This is a genomic window from Streptomyces genisteinicus (genome assembly GCF_014489615.1).
In the GTDB taxonomy this organism is placed as follows: domain Bacteria; phylum Actinomycetota; class Actinomycetes; order Streptomycetales; family Streptomycetaceae; genus Streptomyces; species Streptomyces genisteinicus.
This window is the reverse complement of the sequence record NZ_CP060825.1, coordinates 6,032,290-6,051,630: the sequence shown is the minus strand read 5'-3', so window position 1 is coordinate 6,051,630 and position 19,341 is coordinate 6,032,290. Positions and strand designations below refer to the sequence as shown.

General features: G+C 73.4%; 15 protein-coding genes. 9 read left to right on the top strand and 6 right to left on the bottom strand.

The window, feature by feature from the left end; genetic code table 11:
- Positions 1-161: 161 nt before the first annotated feature.
- Positions 162-875 carry a hydrogen peroxide-dependent heme synthase gene (hemQ, locus tag IAG43_RS25995; protein WP_187743093.1) on the bottom strand — a complete coding sequence of 238 codons (714 nt, stop codon included), beginning with the start codon at positions 873-875 and terminating at the stop codon, positions 162-164.
- Between the two features lie 4 nt (positions 876-879).
- Complete coding sequence (gene hemG / locus IAG43_RS25990; protein WP_187743092.1) at positions 880-2,316, bottom strand: protoporphyrinogen oxidase; 1,437 nt, start codon at positions 2,314-2,316, stop codon at positions 880-882.
- 139 nt (positions 2,317-2,455) lie between these two features.
- Here hemG and IAG43_RS25985 point away from each other — a divergent pair, with 139 nt between their 5' ends.
- Complete coding sequence (locus IAG43_RS25985; protein WP_187743091.1) at positions 2,456-3,508, top strand: DUF4349 domain-containing protein; 1,053 nt, start codon at positions 2,456-2,458, stop codon at positions 3,506-3,508.
- A gap of 27 nt (positions 3,509-3,535) precedes the next feature.
- Positions 3,536-4,915 (top strand): FAD-dependent oxidoreductase, encoded by a 1,380-nt coding sequence (locus IAG43_RS25980; protein WP_187743090.1) that lies wholly within the window; start codon positions 3,536-3,538, stop codon positions 4,913-4,915.
- 53 nt (positions 4,916-4,968) lie between these two features.
- Here IAG43_RS25980 and hemE read toward each other — a convergent pair whose 3' ends face one another.
- Positions 4,969-6,072, bottom strand: a complete 1,104-nt coding sequence (gene hemE / locus IAG43_RS25975; protein WP_187743089.1) for a uroporphyrinogen decarboxylase — start codon at positions 6,070-6,072, stop codon at positions 4,969-4,971.
- Positions 6,073-6,163: 91 nt separating this feature from the next.
- Here hemE and IAG43_RS25970 point away from each other — a divergent pair, with 91 nt between their 5' ends.
- The 6 genes from IAG43_RS25970 (at position 6,164) to IAG43_RS25945 (ending at position 13,900) form a co-directional block, all read left to right on the top strand.
- Positions 6,164-6,835, top strand: a complete 672-nt coding sequence (locus IAG43_RS25970) for a DUF3000 domain-containing protein (protein WP_187743088.1) — start codon at positions 6,164-6,166, stop codon at positions 6,833-6,835.
- A gap of 230 nt (positions 6,836-7,065) precedes the next feature.
- On the top strand, positions 7,066-7,728 hold the full coding sequence (locus IAG43_RS25965; RefSeq protein ID WP_018847923.1) for a helix-turn-helix transcriptional regulator: 663 nt from the start codon (positions 7,066-7,068) through the stop codon (positions 7,726-7,728).
- Positions 7,729-7,806: 78 nt separating this feature from the next.
- Positions 7,807-9,099: a ribonuclease D gene (locus tag IAG43_RS25960; protein WP_187743087.1), complete on the top strand. Its 1,293-nt coding sequence runs from the start codon at positions 7,807-7,809 to the stop codon at positions 9,097-9,099.
- A 114-nt stretch (positions 9,100-9,213) separates the two neighbouring features.
- Positions 9,214-10,356, top strand: coding sequence for an AI-2E family transporter (locus tag IAG43_RS25955; RefSeq protein WP_187743086.1), 1,143 nt, complete (start codon positions 9,214-9,216; stop codon positions 10,354-10,356).
- Between the two features lie 200 nt (positions 10,357-10,556).
- The gene (locus IAG43_RS25950) at positions 10,557-11,774 is read left to right on the top strand and encodes a thiolase family protein (protein ID WP_187743085.1); all 1,218 of its coding nucleotides are present in this window, start codon (positions 10,557-10,559) and stop codon (positions 11,772-11,774) included.
- Positions 11,771-13,900: a 3-hydroxyacyl-CoA dehydrogenase NAD-binding domain-containing protein gene (locus IAG43_RS25945; protein WP_187743084.1), complete on the top strand. Its 2,130-nt coding sequence runs from the start codon at positions 11,771-11,773 to the stop codon at positions 13,898-13,900. Before IAG43_RS25950 ends, IAG43_RS25945 begins: the two co-directional genes overlap by 4 nt.
- 135 nt (positions 13,901-14,035) lie before the next feature.
- On the opposite strand, the gene IAG43_RS25940 is transcribed toward IAG43_RS25945, so the two are convergent.
- Entirely contained in the window at positions 14,036-15,094 is a 1,059-nt protein-coding gene (locus tag IAG43_RS25940) for a PLL family lectin (protein WP_246574566.1), read from the bottom strand.
- A 146-nt stretch (positions 15,095-15,240) separates the two neighbouring features.
- Here IAG43_RS25940 and IAG43_RS25935 point away from each other — a divergent pair, with 146 nt between their 5' ends.
- A complete protein-coding gene (locus IAG43_RS25935; protein WP_187743082.1) occupies positions 15,241-15,612 on the top strand; it encodes a PIN domain-containing protein in 372 nt (123 codons plus the stop codon).
- 55 nt (positions 15,613-15,667) lie between these two features.
- Here IAG43_RS25935 and IAG43_RS25930 read toward each other — a convergent pair whose 3' ends face one another.
- Together IAG43_RS25930 and dxs are read right to left on the bottom strand one after the other, a co-directional pair.
- Positions 15,668-17,182 (bottom strand): amino acid permease, encoded by a 1,515-nt coding sequence (locus tag IAG43_RS25930; RefSeq protein WP_187743081.1) that lies wholly within the window; start codon positions 17,180-17,182, stop codon positions 15,668-15,670.
- Between the two features lie 201 nt (positions 17,183-17,383).
- Entirely contained in the window at positions 17,384-19,297 is a 1,914-nt protein-coding gene (gene dxs, locus IAG43_RS25925; RefSeq protein WP_187743080.1) for a 1-deoxy-D-xylulose-5-phosphate synthase, read from the bottom strand.
- Positions 19,298-19,341: the final 44 nt, after the last annotated feature.

Sequence of the window (19,341 nt, the reverse complement as noted above, 5' to 3'; positions counted from 1 at the left end):
GATCGGCCACCGGTGCGGCGCGCGTCGTGCGCGCCGCACCCGGGGCCGGACCCGGTGTCGCTGGACCAGCGCGCGGGATTGCCGCACGCCGTCTGATCTTCCGGGTCGCCGAGGCAGGGCCCGCCGGCTGCGGGCTGCCTCCACACCATCGGGGCCGGCGCCTACGCCAGCCCGGCCACCAGGTCGGCGACGTCCTTGCGGCGGCCGGTGTAGAACGGCACCTCCTCGCGGACGTGCATCCGCGCCTCGGAGGCCCGCAGGTGACGCATCAGGTCGACGATGCGGTACAGCTCGTCGGCCTCGAAGGCCAGGATCCACTCGTAGTCGCCGAGCGAGAACGAGGCGACGGTGTTGGCGCGCACGTCGGGGTAGCCGCGGGCCATCTTGCCGTGGTCGGCGAGCATCCGGCGGCGGTCCTCGTCGGGCAGCAGGTACCAGTCGTAGGAGCGCACGAACGGGTACACGGAGACGTAGTCGCGCGGCGTCTCGTCGGCGAGGAACGCCGGGATGTGCGACTTGTTGAACTCCGCGGGCCGGTGCAGTGCCATGTTCGACCACACCGGTTCGAGTGCGCGGCCGAGGCGGGTGCGCCGGAAGCGGTTGTAGGCGTCCTGGAGCTCGTCGGCGGTCTCCGCGTGCCACCAGATCATGACGTCGGCGTCGGCACGCAGCCCCGAGACGTCGTAGGTGCCGCGGACGGTGACGTCCTCGGCGCCGAGCCGGTCGAACAGCTCCTGGACCTCGTCGGCCCAGCCGGACCGGTCCTCGGGCAGCACATCTCGCAGCTTGAAGACGGACCACAGCGTGTACCGGATGACCTCGTTGAGGTCCTTGGCCTTCTTGCCTGCGTTCGGGGTCTTTTCGGGCGCACTCATACGGCTATTCTCCCGTGCCGGGATGCGTGCCCCGCGCCGGGGTCGGCGTGGCGAGGATCTCGTCGGCGGCACGCTGCCCGTCGGCGATGCACGCCGGGATGCCGACCCCGTCGAACGCCGCTCCGCAGACCCGCAGCGCGGCGGGCAGCGCGGCCACCTCGCGGCGGATCCGGGCGACGCGGGCCAGGTGGCCGACGGGGTACTGGGGCAGGCCGCCGGTCCAGCGGGTCACCGCGGAGGCGACCGGCCGCGCGGTGATGCCGACGGCCCGGCCCAGGTCGCCGAGGGAGAGCGCGACGAGTTCGGCGTCGTCCCGGTCGAGCGCCCGTTCCTCGCCGTGGCGGCCGAGGGAGGTCCGCAGCACGAACAGCCCGTCCGAGCCCTCGTCGACCCAGCTCCACTTGTTGGACGAGAAGGTGGACGCCTTGATCGACCGGCCGTCGACGGGCGGCACGAGGAAGCCGCTGCCGGGCAGTTCGCCGAGGTCGGCGCGGCGGAAGGCGAGGGTCACCAGCGCCATGGAGGCGTACTCCACCGCGCCCAGGTCGGCGGCGGCGGCCGGGCTGGTGTCCGTGAGCAGCGCGGCGGAGGCCCACGCGGGGGTGGCGAGGACGACCGCGTCGGCGGCGAGGGTCTCGCGGTCCGTGCGCACCCGCCAGCCGCCGCCGTCGGGTGCGAGGCCGAGCACCGGGGTCGCGGTGCGGATGTCGCCGCCCGCGGCGCGCACGGCCGCGGCGACGGCGTCCGGCAGGGTGCCGATGCCGCCGGCGAGGCCCATGAACACCGGCCCGGCGCCCTGCTGGGCGGCTCCCTTGGCCTGCACTTCGCGCACCGCGTCCAGGAGGGCGTCGTGGCGGCGGGCCGCCTCGAACAGACCGGGCACGGCGGCGCGCATGGAGATGCGGTACGCGTCGCCCGCGTACACCCCTCCCAGCAGCGGCTCGACGAGCCGGTCGACGACCTCCCGGCCGAGCCGTGCGGCGACGAACTCGCCGATGGCGACGTCGTCGCCGACCTCGGCGGGCGGCAGTTCCCCCTCCCGCCCGATGCGGTCGACGCCTTCCGGCGACAGCAGCCCGGCGAGTGCCGCCGCCGTACCGGGCACACCCATCACGTGCCCCTTGGGCAGCGGCCGCAGGGCGTCGCGCGTCCAGACCGCCGAGACCGCGACGGCGGGCGGCTGGAGGCGGTCCCCGAGGCCGGCCTCGCGGGCCAGGCCGACGCCCTCGGGGCGCCGGGCGAGCATCGACTCGGCGCCGAGGTCCACCGGCACGCCGGCGATCTCCCCGGCGTGCAGCTTGCCGCCGAGGCGGCCGGTGGCCTCCAGGAGCGTGACGCGCGCTCCGGCGGCGGTCAGCCGGTGGGCGGCGGCGAGTCCGGCGATGCCGCCGCCGACGACGACGACATGGCGCGCGGGGGTGTCGTGCAGGGGGCCGTTCATGGGCCCACTCTCTCAAACGGCCGGGCCGACCCCGTAACGAGTCCCGACCGTGACCGCTTCGGGACCGTCCGGGGGCAACTCCGGGCGGGGGCGGGACGTCGAACGGGCAACCGTTCGCCGTCACGACCTGGGGGGTCCCATGCGCGCACGCCGCACGCTCGCGGTTCTGTTCGTCACCGTCTCACTCGCGCTCGCCGGCTGCGGCGCCGGCTCCGACGACGGAGCGGACGCCCGGCCGGCCTACGCCGGGACCGCCGACGCCGACAACGCCAAGAACGCAGAAAGCGCAGAGAACGCGGAGAACGCCGAGGGGGCCGCCGGTTCGGGCAGCGCCGCCGACGAGGCCTCGAAGGCGCCGGACGGCCGGCCCGGCCCGGAGGGGACGGCCGGGCCCTCGGCGCAGGCCGCGTCGCACATCATCCGCACCGCCTCGCTGAGCGTGGAGGTGAAGGACGCCGTCGCCGCCCTCGCCGACGCACGCGCGGCGGCCGAGAAGGCCGGCGGCCGGGTGGAGAACGAGACCACCGAACGCGTCGACGACACCCATGTGACCTCGCGCATCGTGCTGCGCGTGCCGCAGGAGTCGTACGACTCGGTGCTGTCCGGGCTCGCGGGCGCGGGCCGGCTGCTCTCCCGTCAGGCCGACGCGAAGGACGTCACCGACCAGGTGGTCGACGTGGAGAGCCGGATCGCGACGCAGCGGGCGAGCGTGGCCCGGGTGCGCGAACTGATGGAGCGGGCGGAGAAGCTGTCCGACGTGGTGGCACTGGAGGGTCAGCTGAGCACCCGTCAGGCGGAGCTGGAGGCGCTGCTGGCGAAGCAGGAGTCCCTGAAGGACCGCACGTCGCTCGCGACGATCACGCTGGAGCTGACCGAACCGGAGCGCTCCCGGAAGGCGGGGGACGACGGCGCGCCCGGATTCCTCGACGCGCTGGGCGGCGGCTGGGACGCCCTGGTCGCGACGGTGCGCTGGATCGCGGTGGTGCTGGGCGCCGTCGCCCCGTTCGCGGCGGTCGGCGCGGCGCTGTACGTGCTGTGGCGCCTGCTCGGCCGCGCCCGCCGGGCCCGCCGCGGCCCGGGCACCGCGCCGCGGACGGCCGGGTCCGGCCCGGAGATCCCGCCGTACCCGGGAACGTCGCAGGCCGCGGCCGCGCGCCGCCCCGCGGACTCCGGGGAGGGCACCCGGGAGTGAAGGGGCCCCGCCCCGTAGCGTGTTCCCATGACGACGGAGCGACTGGTGATCGTGGGGGGCGACGCGGCCGGCATGTCCGCCGCGTCGCAGGCACGCAGGACCAAGGGCCGGGACGAACTGGAGATCGTGGCCTTCGAACGCGGCCACTACAGCTCGTACTCGGCCTGCGGCATCCCGTACTGGGTGGCCGGTGACGTCGAGGGCCCGGACCGGCTCATCGCCCGCTCCCCCGCGGAGCACCGGTCCCGCGACATCGATCTGCGGATGCGCACCGAGGTGACCGAACTGGACCTGGCGGGCGGCCGGGTCCGTTCGCTCGACCTGGAGTCCGGCGCCGAGTCGTGGACGGGGTTCGACAAGCTGGTCATCGCGACCGGGGCGCGACCGGTGCGTCCGGCGCTGCCCGGCATCGACGCGCCCGGGGTGCACGGCGTGCAGACCCTGGACGACGGACGGGCGCTCCTCGACACGCTGTCCCGGGCCACGGGGCGGCGCGCGGTCGTCATCGGCGCCGGGTACATCGGGGTGGAGATGGCGGAGGCACTGCTGCGGCACGGCTTCGAGGTGACCGTCGTCGACCGCTCCGAGCAGCCGATGTCGACGCTCGACCCGGACATGGGGCGCCTGGTCCACGAGGCGATGACCCGGATGGGCATCACGACGGTCACCGGCGCCGCCGTCACCGGCGTGCTGACGGGCGACGACGGCAGGGTGCGCGCGGTCGCGACGCAGGACGCCGAGTACCCGGCGGACGTGGTGGTGCTCGGCATCGGCGTCGAGCCGGAGACCGCCCTGGCACGGGCGGCCGGTCTGCCGCTGGGCGACCACGGCGGGCTGCTGACCGATCTGTCGATGCGGGTGCGCGGCCGGGACGCCGTCTGGGCGGGCGGCGACTGCGTGGAGGTGCTCGACCTGGTCTCCGGGCGGGAGCGCCACATCGCGCTGGGCACCCACGCCAACAAGCACGGCCAGGTCATCGGCTCGAACGCGGCGGGCGGCTACGCCACCTTCCCGGGAGTGGTCGGCACGGCCGTCAGCAAGGTCTGCGACCTGGAGATCGCCCGCACGGGGCTGCGCGAGAAGGACGCCCGCGCGGCCGGTCTGCGGTACGTGACGGCGACCGTGGAGTCCACCAGCCGGGCCGGCTACTTCCCGGGGGCGGCCCCGATGACCGTCAAGATGCTGGCGGAGTTCCGCACGGGCCGGCTGCTGGGGGTGCAGATCGTCGGCCGGGAAGGCGCGGCGAAACGGGTCGACGTCGCGGCGGTCGCCCTGACGGCGTCGATGACGGTGGAGGCGATGACCGCGCTGGACCTCGGCTACGCGCCCCCGTTCTCACCCGTCTGGGACCCGGTGCTGGTGGCCGCCCGCAAGGCGGTCGCCGCCGTACGGCGCGCGGGGGCGTGAACGGGCGGGGCGGTCCACCGTGCCGGTGGACCGCCCCGCCCGTGCCGCGGGGGTCAGCGCGCGGTGCTCTCGTGGACGTCGGCGACCAGGCGGGTCAGCGTGTCCGGGTCGGTCGTGGGGAGCACCCCGTGCCCGAGGTTGAAGATGTGGCCCTCCAGCCCGGCCGCCGCGTCGAGGACTTCGCGGGTCTTCGCGCGGACGGCCTCCGGGGTGGAGAACAGGACGGCCGGGTCGAGGTTGCCCTGGAGCGCCTTGCCGGGGCCGACGCGGCGGGCGGCCTCGTCCATCGGGACGCGCCAGTCGACGCCGACGACGTCCGCGCCCGCCTCGCCCATCAGGCCGAGGAGTTCGCCGGTGCCCACGCCGAAGTGGATGCGGGGCACACCGTAGGGGGCGACGGCGTCGAAGACCTTCACGGACGCCGGCATGACCGAGCGACGGTAGTCGGCGGGGGCGAGCGAGCCCACCCACGAGTCGAACAGCTGCACCGCCGAGGCGCCGGCCTCGATCTGGACCTTGAGGAAGGCGGCGGTGATGCCGGCGAGGCGGTCGAGCAGGTCGGCCCACAGCTGCGGGTCGCCGTACATCAGCGCCTTGGTGTTCTCGTGGTTGCGGGACGGGCCGCCCTCGACCAGGTAGCTGGCGAGGGTGTAGGGCGCTCCCGCGAAGCCGATGAGGGGGGTCGGGCCGAGTTCGCGGGTGAGCATCCCGATGGCCTCGGTGACGTAGTGGACGTCCTCCGGGGTGAGGTCGCGCAGCCGTGCGAGGTCGGCGCGCGTGCGGATCGGCTCCGCGACGACGGGGCCCACGCCGGGCTTGATGTCGAGGTCGACGCCGATGGCCTTCAGCGGGACCACGATGTCGCTGAAGTAGATGGCGGCGTCGACCTTGTGGCGCCGCACGGGCTGGAGGGTGATCTCGGTGACCAGCTCGGGGCGCATGCAGGAGTCGAGCATCCCGATGCCCTCGCGGACCTTCAGGTACTCGGGGAGTGAGCGTCCGGCCTGACGCATGAACCAGACGGGGGTGTGCGGCACCTCCTCGCGGCGGCACGCCCTGAGGAACGCGGAGTCGTGGGTCTCGGTCTGCCGGGCCGCGGCCGGGGTGTCCCCCGTGCGGGCGGAGCCTCGGGCGTGGGGAAGGTCGTTGGCGCTCACGCACCGAATCTTCGCACGTACGGGACAACCGGCCGCCCCCGGCCGGGTGTCCTCCCTGCGCGGAGCCGCCGTTCCGCCTACTCTTCCCCGCATGGCTGCGGCTCAGGGACATTTCTCCGATCATTCCAACGGCGTCGGCGCGACGGAACGCGCGGAGCAGGATGCCGTGCCGCCGGCCTTTCACGCGGCGGTCGAGGCGCTGCGCTCGGCGCGGCTGCGGCCGGAGATGGAGATCGAACAGACCAGGGCTCCGCAGAAGCTGGCGCCGCACGCGTACGCCCTGGAGGCGGCGGTGGTCGACGGCGAGGAGGACCTCGCCGACGGCCGGCTGGTCCTGCTGCACGACCCGGCCGGGCACGACGCCTGGCAGGGCTCCTTCCGGCTGGTGACCCTGGTGCGGGCCGAGCTGGAGCCGGAGATGGCCGCGGACCCGCTGCTGCCGGAGGTCTGCTGGTCGTGGCTGACGGGCGCGCTGGAGGCCCGCGGGCTCGCCTGCGGGCAGCCGAGCGGGACCGTCACCCGCGCGGGGTCTCACTATTTCGGTGGACTCTCCGAGCGCCGTCCTGCGACGCAGATCGAGATCCGCGCCTCGTGGACCCCGGCGGAGGGGCCGGGCGGGGTGCCGGACGCCGCCGCACACCTCGCGGCCTGGTGCGATCTGCTCTGCCAGGTCGCCGGGCTGCCGCCGTCCCCGTCGGGTGCGGCGGACCGGGCGACGGGCGTGGTGTCGCTGCCCCAGCGGCGCGGTCCGCAGCAGCCCTGAGCCGGCACGACCGGCGGCCCCAGGACACTGGCCGCGGACCGCGCGGAAGCACGGCCCGTCCGTACCATGATCGATCACGCATCCGATTTGCCCGAATTGTTCCTCACTAAATCGTGATCATTCTCTAAAGGCGGACGGGTTCGGTGCCGAAGAGGTCAGTGACCTAACTGCACGGTTCGCCCCGGCTTACTCCCCGAGCCGGCCCCGTCCCGCACCTTCCAGGAGGCCTGGTGTCCGTTCTTCTCGAGCAGCCCGCAAGCCTGGTCGCCTACCGCCCGAACAAGCCGACGGCCATGGTCGTCGTGGCCGACCCACGCGTCCGTTCCACCGTCACCCGCCACCTGTGGGCGCTCGGAGTGCGCGACGTGATCGAGGCTTCGTCCATCGCGGAGGCACGTCCCCGCGTCGGCAACCCGCGCGACATCTGCGTGGCCGACGTCCATCTGCCCGACGGTTCCGGGCTGACCCTGCTGTCCGAGACCCGCGCCGCGGGCTGGCCCAACGGACTCGCCCTGTCCGCCGCCGACGACATCGGCGCCGTCCGCAACGCCCTCGCCGGCGGCGTCAAGGGCTACGTCGTCACCGGCACGCGGACCAACATCGGCCACCCCACCCGTCCCGGCGCCGCCCCCATCGGCGCCGCGGCCGGCCGGATGCACCGCCGCCCCCCGGGTACCCCGAGCCACCCGGGCGGCTACCGCGAGCTGTCCGGCCGCGAGGTCGAGGTCCTGCGCCTGGTGGCGGAGGGCCAGTCGAACAAGGCGATCGGCGTCTCCATGGGGCTGTCCGCCCTGACCGTCAAGAGCCACCTCGCCCGCATCGCCCGCAAGCTCGGCACGGGCGACCGGGCCGGCATGGTGGCCGTCGCCCTGCGCACCGGAATCATCCACTGATCCCCCCGCCCCGCCCCCACGCCCGCCGACGGAACGTTCCGTCGGCGGGCGTCTTCCGCCGACGGATACCCTTGACACGTGACCGACGCCCAAGAGACCGCAGAGCAGCCATCACTGCGAACCACCGGGGGCGCTCCCCCGGACAACGGCGTCCCTGCCGGTGGACTGCCCGTTCCGCTGCTGGAGCCCCGTGAAGGCATCCCGCCCGTCGTCGCCGACGAGGAGTCCCTCGCCGCGGTGACCGCCGCCTTCGCCGCCGGATCCGGCCCCGTCGCCGTCGACGCGGAACGCGCGTCGGGCTACCGCTACGGCCAGCGCGCCTACCTCGTGCAGCTGCGCCGCGAGGGAGCCGGGACGGCACTGATCGACCCCGTCGGCTGCCCGGACCTGTCCGGCCTCGGCGCCGCGCTCGACGGCACCGAGTGGATCCTGCACGCCGCCACCCAGGACCTCCCGTGCCTGCGGGACATAGGCATGCGCCCCACCCGCCTGTTCGACACCGAGCTCGCCGGGCGGCTCGCGGGCTTCCCGCGGGTCGGCCTGGGGGCGATGGTCGAGAGCGTGCTCGGCTACGCGCTGGAGAAGGGGCACTCGGCGGTCGACTGGTCGACCCGCCCGCTCCCGGAACCCTGGCTGCGGTACGCGGCACTCGACGTCGAGCTCTTGGTCGACCTGCGCGACGCGCTGGAGAAGGAGCTGGACCGGCAGGGGAAGCTGGAGTGGGCCCTGGAGGAGTTCGACGCCATCGCCTCCGCACCGCCCGCGCCGCCGCGCAAGGACCCCTGGCGCCGCACTTCGGGGATGCACAAGGTGCGCCGCCGCCGGCAGATGGCCGTCGTGCGCGAACTGTGGAACACCCGCGACCGGATCGCGCAGCGACGCGACGTCTCCCCCGGCAAGGTGCTGGGCGACGCGGCGATCGTCGAGGCGGCCCTGGCCCTGCCCGCGGGCGTCCAGGCGCTCATGGCCCTGCCCGGGTTCGGGCAGCGCACGGGCCGCCGGCAGCTGGAGCAGTGGCAGGCGGCCGTGGACCGGGCGAAGGCGCTCCCCGACGCGGAGCTGCCGCAGCCCGGCCAGTCCGTGTCCGGACCGCCCCCGCCGCGTTCCTGGGCGGACAAGGACCCGGCGGCGGCCGCCCGGCTGTCGGCGGCCCGCGCCGCGGTCACGGCGCTCGCCGAGGAGCTGGCCATGCCCCAGGAGAACCTGCTCTCCCCCGACACGGTCCGCCGGGTCTGCTGGGAGCCGCCCTCCCCCCTCGACCCGGACACGGTCGCCGGCGCGCTCACCGCACTCGGCGCCCGCGCCTGGCAGGTGCGGCTGACCACGCCGCCGCTCCTCAAGGCCCTCTCCGTCCGGCCGCAGGGCTCGTAGCCCGCAGCCCTGTCCGTGGCCCGCGGCCCCGGACGGGGCCACCGGATCCGTGCCTTCGGGCGAACCGCACCCCCCTCGCGTGGGGCGCGGGCCGCCCGGTGGTACGTGCTGGAGATGTCCAGCACTCCGGACCACCCCGCACACCCGGCCCCGCCACCGCGCGGGCGCGACGCGCCGCGCGTGCCCGGGGCACTGCGCTCCGCGGCCGCCTGGTCCTGGCGGATCATCGTCGTGGGCGCGCTGGTGTTCGGCGTCTTCTCCCTGCTCGGCCGGTTCCACAAACTCGGTGTCGCCGTCTTCCTCGGGCTGGTGATCACCGCCGTGCTCCGCCCGGTGGCGGGCCTGCTGTCCCGCTGGATGCCGAGGCCCGCGGCGGTGGCCGTGTCCCTGATCGGCAGCCTGCTGCTGCTCCTCGGGCTCGGCGCGCTGGTCGGCGAGGCGGTGGCGGGCGAGCGGGCGAGGCTGGTGGACGAGTTCGCCACCGGGATCGACCGGATCGAGCGCTGGCTGGAGCAGCCGCCGTTCCGGCTGAACCCGGAAGCCCTCGGGGATCTCCGGCACCGCATCGGCCAGTTCCTGTCCAGCCACCGCTCCACGGTCATCAGCACCGCGATCAGCGGGGCGGACCGCCTGGTGGAGGTGCTGACGGTGCTCGCGCTCGCGGTGTTCTGCTCGGTCTTCTTCATCCACTCCGGGGACCGGCAGTGGGCGTGGTTCCGGGACGAGCTGCCCCCTGGGGCCCGCGAGAGGGTGTCGGTCGCCGGGGCCGCGGCCTGGCGCACGTTCACCGGCTACACCCACGGCATCCTGCTCGTGGCCGCGGTCAACGCGGTCCTGGTCGGCATCGCCCTGTACGCGCTCGGTGTGCCGCTGGCCGTGCCGCTGGCGCTCCTGGAGTTCGTCGCCGCGTTCGTCCCGCTCATCGGGTCGCCCATCGCGCTCGCGGTCGCGGCGGTGGTGGCGCTGGCGGCCAAGGGACCGCTGGTGGCCGGGATCGTGGTGGCGCTGATCGTGGTGATCGGGCAGATCGAGGGGCATCTGCTGCACCCGATCGTGATGAGCTGGGCGGTCCGGCTGCACCCCGTGGTCGTGGCGCTGGCCGTGATCGGGGGCGCGGTGGCCGCCGGGGTGATCGGCGCGGTGGCCGCCGTACCGCTGGTGGCCGTCGCCTGGTCCGTGCGCCAGGCCCTGCGGGCCGCTCCGAAGGCCGCCGCACCCTCCGGGCAGCCCCCCTCCGGCCCGGATCCGGGCAGCTGAGCGGCGGTCCCCGCGCGACGGCGTGTCGCTGTTTCGGCGGCCCGCCCGTGCGGGGACAGCCACTACGGGGTGTGACCTTCGCCGCTCCCGCCCCAGGGGGTGGGCAGCCTGGTTACCCACAAGTAGCATGAGACGAGCAAGCGCACGCTCAGGCGTGTGTGCCGCAGCAGTGCCACCCCGCACCCTGGAGGAGAGCCATCGTGCCTCGTACCGTCAGGGACGTCGTCTTCGTCGACGGCGTCCGCACCCCGTTCGGCAAGGCGGGCCCGAAGGGCATCTACCACGAGACCCGCGCCGACGATCTCGTCGTCAAGGCCATCCGGGAGCTGCTGCGCCGCAACCCGGCGCTCGACCCCAAGAAGATCGACGAGGTCGCGATCGCCGCGACCACCCAGATCGGCGACCAGGGTCTGACCATCGGCCGCACCGCCGGCATCCTCGCCGGGCTGCCGCAGTCCGTGCCGGGCTACTCCATCGACCGCATGTGCGCGGGCGCCCTCACCGCCGTGACCTCGGTCGCGGGCAGCGTGGCCTTCGGCGCGTACGACGTCGCCGTGGCCGGCGGTGTCGAGCACATGGGCCGCCACCCGATGGGCGAGGGCGTCGACCCGAACCCGCGGTTCGTGAGCGAGAAGCTGGTCGACGAGTCCGCCCTGTTCATGGGCATGACCGCCGAGAACCTGCACGACCGCTACCCGACCATCACCAAGCAGCGCGCCGACGAGTACGCCGTGCGCTCGCAGGAGAAGGCCGCCAAGGCGTACGCCGACGGCAAGATCCAGCAGGACCTGGTGCCGGTCTCCGTGCGCCGCACCAACCCCGAGGCCGGCGAGACCGGCTGGGGCCTGGTCACCGCCGACGAGCCGATGCGCCCGGGCACGACCATGGAGTCGCTGGCCGGCCTGAAGACGCCGTTCCGTGTCCACGGCCGCGTCACCGCGGGCAACGCGGCCGGCCTGAACGACGGCGCCACCGCCTCGCTCATCGCCTCCGAGGACTTCGCCCGGGAGAACAACCTCCCGGTCAAGATGCGCCTGGTCGCGTACTCCTTCGCCGGAGTCGAGCCCGAGGTCATGGGCTACGGCCCGATCCCGGCCACCGAGAAGGCGCTCGCCCAGGCGGGCCTGTCCATCTCGGACATCGGTCTCTTCGAGATCAACGAGGCCTTCGCCGTGCAGGTGCTCGCCTTCCTGGAGCACTACGGCATCGCCGACGACGACGCCCGCGTCAACCAGTACGGCGGGGCCATCGCCTTCGGCCACCCGCTGGCCTCCTCCGGCGTGCGTCTGATGACGCAGCTCGCCCGGCAGTTCGAGGACCAGCCCGAGGTCCGCTACGGCCTCACCACCATGTGCGTCGGCTTCGGCATGGGCGCGACGGTCATCTGGGAGAACCCGCACTTCGAGGGGGACAAGTGAGCACCACCGCTGAGCTTCTGAAGGGTGCGGCCGAGCTGTTCCCCGACGAGGTCGTGACGCAGGCGCACGTGCGCCACCTCGACCTCCCCGCCGGCGCCGGGCGCTTCGCGCTCATCACGCTGGACAACGGCCACGACCACACCAAGCCGACCACCGTCGGCCCGCAGTCCCTGGCCAACCTGAACGCCGCCCTCGACCAGGTCGAGAAGGAGGCCGCCGAGGGCTCCATCGTGGGCGTCGGCGTCACCGGCAAGCCGTTCATCTTCGCGGTCGGCGCCGACCTCAAGGGCGTCGAGCTGCTGAAGCAGCACTCCGACGCGCTGGCGATCGGCAAGGGCGGCCACGACGTGTTCAAGCGTCTGTCCGGCCTCGCCGTGCCGACCTTCGCGTACTACAACGGCGCCGCGATGGGCGGCGGTGTCGAGATCGGCCTGCACTGCGCCTACCGCACCGTCTCCAAGGCGATCCCCGCCTTCTCGCTGCCCGAGGTCTTCCTCGGCCTCGTCCCGGGCTGGGGCGGCTGCACCATCCTGCCGAACCTGATCGGCGCCGAGAAGGCCGTCTCGGTCGTCATCGAGAACTCGCTGAACCAGAACAAGCAGCTCAAGGGCGGCCAGGTCTTCGACCTCGGCATCGCCGACGCCATCTTCGAGGGCGCCGACTTCCTGGAGCAGTCGCTGATCTGGACGGCTTCCGTCCTCAAGGGCGAGACCGTCGTCGAGCGTCCCGACGTGGACCGCGGCGAGGCCTGGGACGCGGCGGTCGCCAAGGGCCGCCTCGTCGCCGACTCCAAGGTGCACGGCGCCGCCCCCGCCGCCTACCGCGCCCTCGACATCATCGAGGCCGCCAAGGACGGCGACCTCCAGAAGGGCTTCGACGCCGAGGACCAGGCCCTCGCCGACCTCATCATGGGCGGCGAGCTGCGCTCCGGCATCTACGCCTTCAACCTGGTGCAGAAGCGCGGCAAGCGCCCCGCCGGCGCCCCGGACAAGTCGCTGGCCCGCCCGGTCACCAAGGTCGGTGTCGTCGGCGCCGGTCTGATGGCCTCGCAGCTCGCCCTGCTCTTCCTGCGCCGCCTCGAGGTGCCGGTCGTGCTGACCGACATCGACCAGGAGCGCGTCGACAAGGGCGTGGGCTACGTCCACGCCGAGATCGAGAAGCTGCTCGGCAAGGGCCGCATCAACCAGGACAAGGCCAACCGTCTGAAGGCCCTGGTCTCCGGTGTGCTCGACAAGGCCGAGGGCTTCGCGGACGCGGACTTCGTCATCGAGGCCGTGTTCGAGGAGATGTCCGTCAAGCAGAAGGTGTTCGCGGAGGTCGAGGCGGTCGCCCCGGCGCACGCGATCCTCGCCACCAACACCTCCTCGCTGTCGGTCTCCGAGATGGCGTCGAAGCTGAAGCACCCGGAGCGGGTCGTCGGCTTCCACTTCTTCAACCCGGTCGCGATCCTCCCGCTGCTGGAGATCGTCCGCGGCGAGCAGACGGACGAGGCGTCCCTCGCCACCGCGTTCGGCGTCGCGAAGAAGCTGAAGAAGACCGCGGTCCTCACCAAGGACGCCCCGGCGTTCGTCGTGAACCGCATCCTCACCCGCTTCATGGGCGAGATCCAGAACGTCATCGACGAGGGCACCCCGGTGGCCACCGCCGAGAAGGCCGTCGAGCCGCTCGGCCTGCCGATGTCGCCGCTGGTGCTGCTGGAGCTCGTGGGCCCGGCGATCGGCCTGCACGTCTCCGAGACCCTGAACCGCGCCTTCCCGGAGCGCTTCACCGTCTCCCCCAACCTGAAGGCCGTCGTCGAGGCCGGCAAGCGGGGCTTCTACGTCTACGACTCCGGCCGGCCGGAGCTGGACCCGGAGGTCGCCGCGCTCCTGAAGCAGGGCGACACCGTCCTGACCGAGGAGCAGGTCCGCGACCGCGTTCTGGACGCCGTCGCCGAGGAGATCGGCCTGATGCTGGAGGAGGGTGTCGTCGCCGAGGCGCAGGACATCGACCTCTGCCTGATCACCGGCGCGGGCTGGCCCTTCCACCTGGGCGGCATCACGCCGTACCTGGACCGCGAGGGTGTCTCGGAGCGCGTGAACGGCAAGCCGTTCCTCGCGCCGGGCGTCGCGAGCGTGCCCGCGTAGCAGGAGCGGACAGAGGCCGGGCCGTACGGGAGTCTCCCGTACGGCCCGGCCGTCGTTCACGGGGCGCGGCGCACGGCCCGGCGGCCGGGCACGGGCACCGGGCCGCCGCCCGTGCCGGCCCGGCCGCGGGCGGCGTCAGTCCAGCGGCTTCCAGCGCCCGAGGGCGAAGCCGCCCTCCGCCGTCTTCTGCCGGTTGAGGAGCGGCTGCCCGCCGGGCGGCAGGACCACAGCGACCAGCCCCTGGTCGCCGCGCGGGCACAGGGCGAGCGACAGGCCGCGGCCGGCACCGGGCTCCGTGGGCGTCCACCAGGCGCCCGCGTCCTCGTTGCCGGTCGGGTAGGCGGCGAACGCCACCTCGCCGTCCGCGGTCTCCTGGGCGAGGACCGTGCAGGGGTGGCCGTCGATGGCCGTCACGGCCGGGACCAGCGGGCCGGGACCGGCGGCCTCCAGGAGCAGCCGGGCGTCCTCCTCACGGCCCGGCGCCCAGCGGCGGACGGTGGAGTCCTCGTCGCTGAAGAACAGCACGACCTCGCCGTCCTGCGTGGTGAGCGCGGAGAAGACCGCGGGGGTGGTCGTCACGGTGAGCTTCTCGGCCGCCGTGAAGGGGGCGCCGGGCTTCTCCTGGATCCAGCGGCCGACGGACGTCGCGTCCGCGACGAACAGCTCGACCAGCCCCTCCCCGTCGACGGCGGCGGCGATGGTCTCGCGGACGCGCCGGCCGCCGAGGTCCTGCCAGCGCCCCCAGCCGCCGTTGGTCTGCTGGAGGCGGACGCTCACACCCCCGCCGCCGTTCTTGAGGGCCACGCACAGACGGCCGGCCCCGTCGACGACGGCGGTGAGGTCCCCCGTCCACTTCGCGATCCGGTTGGGGTGGCCGAGGGACGTCCAGCCCAGCATGGGGCGGCCGGTCTGGAACTGGACCGCGTGCACCAGCTCCAGGTTCCCGTCGGCGGTGCGCCGCCCGCCGACGAGGTGGACATAGCCGTCCTCGCCCTGGGCGAGGGTGACCCGGGGCAGCACGCCGGGCGCCGGCAGCCGGTCGGGCCCCTGCCAGCCGGAGGCGTGCTCCGTCCAGCGCACCACCTCCTGCTCACCGGGCAGGAAGAGGGAGAGCCGGCCGTCCCTCCCCCGGGTGAGCCAGCGTCCGGAGACCTGGGGGGAGCCCTGGGGTCCGCTGTCGGGGGGAGTCGTCACGGGCGCAGTAGCCATGGCAGTCCATCGCGTCTGAAAGGGTCGAGTGGGTGTTCGGTCACCACCCCACAGTGTCCCAGTCCCCGGACGCCACCGGAACGCCGACCCCGATTTTCACCGCCGGGGGCCGTTCCTGGGAAGCTGGCCGGATGGACACCCTGCTCGTCGTGGACGCGGCCAACGTCGTGGGCTCGGTACCGGACGGCTGGTGGCGCGACCGGCGCGCCGCCGCCGAGCGCCTGAGGGACGCGCTGGCGGCCCCGGACGGCCAGTCGGCCGTGTCCGGCCCGGTGACCGTCGTGCTGGTCGTCGAGGGGGCCGCCCGTTCCGTGGCGCCGGTGCCCGGCGTGCTGGTCGAGGCGGCGCCCGGCAGCGGCGACGACACCGTCGCCGAGCTCGCGGCGCGTGCCGGACGGGAGGGCCGCCCGTGTGTCGTGGTCACCGCCGACCGGGAACTGCGCCGGCGGGTCACCGCCCACGGCGCACGCTGCGCGGGCCCCCGGTCGGTCCGCCGCCGCTGAGTGCGCAGGACGGTCCGGCCGGGGGCCCGCCGGGCTCCGGGGCCGTGTCAGCCGCTCAGTAGCGGGCGTCCCGGCCCGCCTGCCCGAGGCGGCTGTGCTTGCGCCCGTAGAGGACGTACACGACGCAGCCGAGGAGCATCCACACCGCGAACCGGAACCAGGTCTCGGACGGCAGGTTGAGCATCAGCCACACCGAGGCGGCGATCGACAGGATCGGGATCACCGGCACCCACGGGGTGCGGAAGGCACGGTGCAGGTCGGGCCGCGTACGGCGCAGGATGATCACGCCGAGGGCGACGACGACGAAGGCGAACAGCGTGCCGATGTTCACCAGGGCCGCCAGCTCGTTGATGCTGGTGAAGCCGGCGACGACCGCGATGACCACGCCCAGGAGGATCGTCGGGCGGTACGGGGTGCGGAAGCGCGGGTGGGTCTTGGAGAAGAACCGGGGCAGCAGTCCGTCGCGGCTCATGGCGAAGAACACCCGGGTCTGGCCCAGCAGCAGGATCATGCAGACGGTCGTGAGGCCGACCGCGGCCCCGAAACTGATCACGCCCGCGTAGAACGGATGGCCGACCGCCTTGAAGGCGTCGGCGAGCGGCGCGGTCACCGACAACTCGCTGTAGTGCTGCATCCCGGTGACGACGAGGGAGACCGCCACGTAGAGCACGGTGCAGATGAGCAGCGAGCCGAGGATGCCGCGGGGCATGTCGCGCTGCGGCAGCTTGGTCTCCTCGGCGGCCGTGGCCACCACGTCGAAGCCGATGAAGGCGAAGAACACGATCGAGGCGGCGGTGAAGATGCCCATGACGCCGAAGTTGGTCGGCTCGTAGCCGAACATCAGCTGGACCAGTGGCGCGTCCCAGCCGGAGCCGGAGGTCTGGCCCTCGGCCTCGGGGACGAAGGGCTTGTAGTTGTCCGCCTTGATGAAGAACAGGCCCGCGATGATCACGATCATGACCACGGTCACCTTGATCGCGACCACGACCGCGGTGATCCGGGCGGACAGCTTCATGCCGACGACGAGGATCGCCGTCAGCACCAGGATGAGCAGGAAGGCCAGCAGGTCGAAGGTGCCCCCCGCCACGTCCGGCCCCTCCAGCGCCGCGGGCAGATGCCACCCCGCGTTGTCCATCAGCGATCTGACGTAGCCGGACCAGCCGACGGCGACCACCGCGGTGCCGAGCGCGAACTCCAGGACGAGGTCCCAGCCGATGATCCAGGCGGGCAGCTCGCCGAGCGAGGCGTACGAGAACGTGTACGCGGAGCCGGCCACCGGCACGGTGGAGGCGAACTCGGCGTAGCACAGGGCCGCCAGGGCGCAGACGACTCCGGCGACGACGAAGGCCAGCGCGGTCGCCGGCCCCGCCGTCTCCTTCGCCACCTTGCCCGTGAGGACGAAGATGCCGGTGCCGATGATGACACCGACGCCGAACACCGTGAGGTCGAGCGCGGAGAGGGACTTCCTGAGCGCGTGCTCCGGCTCCTCCGTGTCCCTGATCGACTGCTCGACCGTCTTCGTACGGAAGGCGCCTCTCCGGCCGCCCGATGGGTCTGTATCTGTGCTCACCGCTGCACCTCCACACTTGTCGTCCCGGCCATGATCGGGACGATGGGTGGTCCGCGGAGTACCCACAGGGCGCCCGTTCAACCGAATGGGCCGGAGGGACCACCCTTACAGGGTGTCCCTCCGGCCCGTGGTCGGCACGTCGTGCTCGTGCGATCGGTGCGTTCCGTCCCGCCCGGCTCCCGGGCGGGATGTGGCGGGGCGTCAGTCCCGGACGGGCTCGGCCGCCTCGCTGCCGACGCGTCCGTCGAGCTTGGAGACGAGACCGGTGACCTGCCGGGCGATGTCCGGCGCCGTGAGACCGATCTCCGCCATGACCTCCTTGCGGGAGGCGTGGTCGAGGAAGCGCGGCGGGATGCCGAAGTCGCGCAGCGGCACGTCCACGCCCGCGTCGCGCAGGGCCTGGGCGATCGCGGAGCCGACGCCGCCGACGCGGCTGTTGTCCTCGACGGTGACGACGACGCGGTGCCGTTCGGCCAGCGGGGCGAGGGCCTCGTCGACCGGCTTGACCCAGCGGGGGTCGACGACCGTGGTGGAGATCCCCTGGGCGTCCAGCAGCCCGGCGATCTCCAGGCACATCGGGGCCAGGGCGCCGACCGAGACCAGCAGGACGTCGGGGCGCTCCGTGCCGGCCTCACGCAGGACGTCCATGCCGCCCGCGGTGCCGACCGCCTTCACGGCGGGGCCGACGGCGCCCTTGGAGAACCGCACCACGGTGGGCGCGTCGTCGACCTCGACCGCCTCGCGCAGCTGCGCGCGGACCTGGTCGGCGTCGCGGGGCGCCGCGATCCGCAGGCCGGGCACGACCTGGAGGATCGACATGTCCCACATGCCGTTGTGGGAGGCGCCGTCGGTGCCGGTGACACCGGCGCGGTCGAGGACGAAGGTGACGCCGCACCGGTGCAGGGCCACGTCCATGAGCACCTGGTCGAAGGCGCGGTTCAGGAAGGTGGCGTACACCGCGAAGACGGGGTGGAGGCCGCCGGTGGCGAGGCCGGCGGCGGAGACCGCGCCGTGCTGCTCGGCGATGCCGACGTCGTACACCCGGTCGGGGTACGCCTTGGCGAACTTGTCCAGGCCCACGGGCTGGAGCATGGCCGCCGTGATGGCGACGACGTCCTCGCGCTCCTTGCCGAGCTTGACCATCTCCTCGCCGAAGACGGAGGTCCAGTCGAGGCCGGAGGACGAGATCGGCAGGCCCGTGTCGGGGTGGATCTTCCCGACCGCGTGGAAGCGGTCCGCCTCGTCGGCGAGGGCGGGCTGGTAGCCGCGGCCCTTCTCGGTGAGGCAGTGGACGATGACCGGGCCGCCGAAGCGCTTGGCGCGGGCGAGCGCGGACTCCAGGGCCTCGATGTCGTGGCCGTCGATCGGGCCGACGTACTTCAGCCCGAGGTCCTCGAACATGCCCTGCGGGGCGATGAAGTCCTTGAGGCCCTTCTTGGCGCCGTGGAGCGTCTCGTAGAGCGGCTTCCCGACGACCGGGGTGCGCTCCAGGATGTCCTTGCCGCGGGCCAGGAAGCGCTCGTAGCCGTCGGTGGTGCGCAGCGTGGCCAGGTGGTTGGCGAGGCCGCCGATGGTGGGGGCGTAGGAGCGCTCGTTGTCGTTGACGACGATCACCAGCGGGCGGTCCTTGGCGGCGGCGATGTTGTTCAGCGCCTCCCAGGCCATGCCGCCGGTGAGGGCGCCGTCACCGATGACGGCGACGACGTGGTCGTCCTTCTTCAGGACCTCGTTGGCCTTGGCCAGTCCGTCGGCCCAGCCGAGGACGGTGGAGGCGTGCGAGTTCTCGATGACGTCGTGCTCGGACTCCGCCTGCGAGGGGTAGCCGGAGAGGCCGCCCTTCATCTTCAGCTTCGAGAAGTCCTGGCGGCCGGTGAGCAGCTTGTGCACGTAGCTCTGGTGCCCGGTGTCCCACAGGACCTTGTCGCGGGGCGAGTCGAAGACCCGGTGGAGCGCGATCGTCAGCTCCACCACGCCGAGATTGGGTCCCAGGTGGCCGCCGGTCTTGGAGACGGCGTCCACGAGGAAGGTCCGGATCTCTGCGGCCAGCTGCTCCAGCTGCTCCGGGCCGAGCCGGTCCAGGTCGCGCGGTCCCCTGATTCGGGAAAGCAGTGCCACCCGTGCCTCCTTGCATTGAGCTGATCGAGCATGCCGATTGCCCG

What these genes read in the sequence shown, in the direction of transcription:
- hemQ (WP_187743093.1), bottom strand. Translation starts at nt 875, where the DNA reads ATGAGTGCGCCCGAAAAGACCCCGAACGCAGGCAAGAAGGCCAAGGAC.
- hemG (WP_187743092.1), bottom strand. Translation starts at nt 2,316, where the DNA reads ATGAACGGCCCCCTGCACGACACCCCCGCGCGCCATGTCGTCGTCGTC.
- IAG43_RS25985 (WP_187743091.1), top strand. Translation starts at nt 2,456, where the DNA reads ATGCGCGCACGCCGCACGCTCGCGGTTCTGTTCGTCACCGTCTCACTC.
- IAG43_RS25980 (WP_187743090.1), top strand. Translation starts at nt 3,536, where the DNA reads ATGACGACGGAGCGACTGGTGATCGTGGGGGGCGACGCGGCCGGCATG.
- IAG43_RS25970 (WP_187743088.1), top strand. Translation starts at nt 6,164, where the DNA reads ATGGCTGCGGCTCAGGGACATTTCTCCGATCATTCCAACGGCGTCGGC.
- IAG43_RS25955 (WP_187743086.1), top strand. Translation starts at nt 9,214, where the DNA reads ATGTCCAGCACTCCGGACCACCCCGCACACCCGGCCCCGCCACCGCGC.
- IAG43_RS25935 (WP_187743082.1), top strand. Translation starts at nt 15,241, where the DNA reads ATGGACACCCTGCTCGTCGTGGACGCGGCCAACGTCGTGGGCTCGGTA.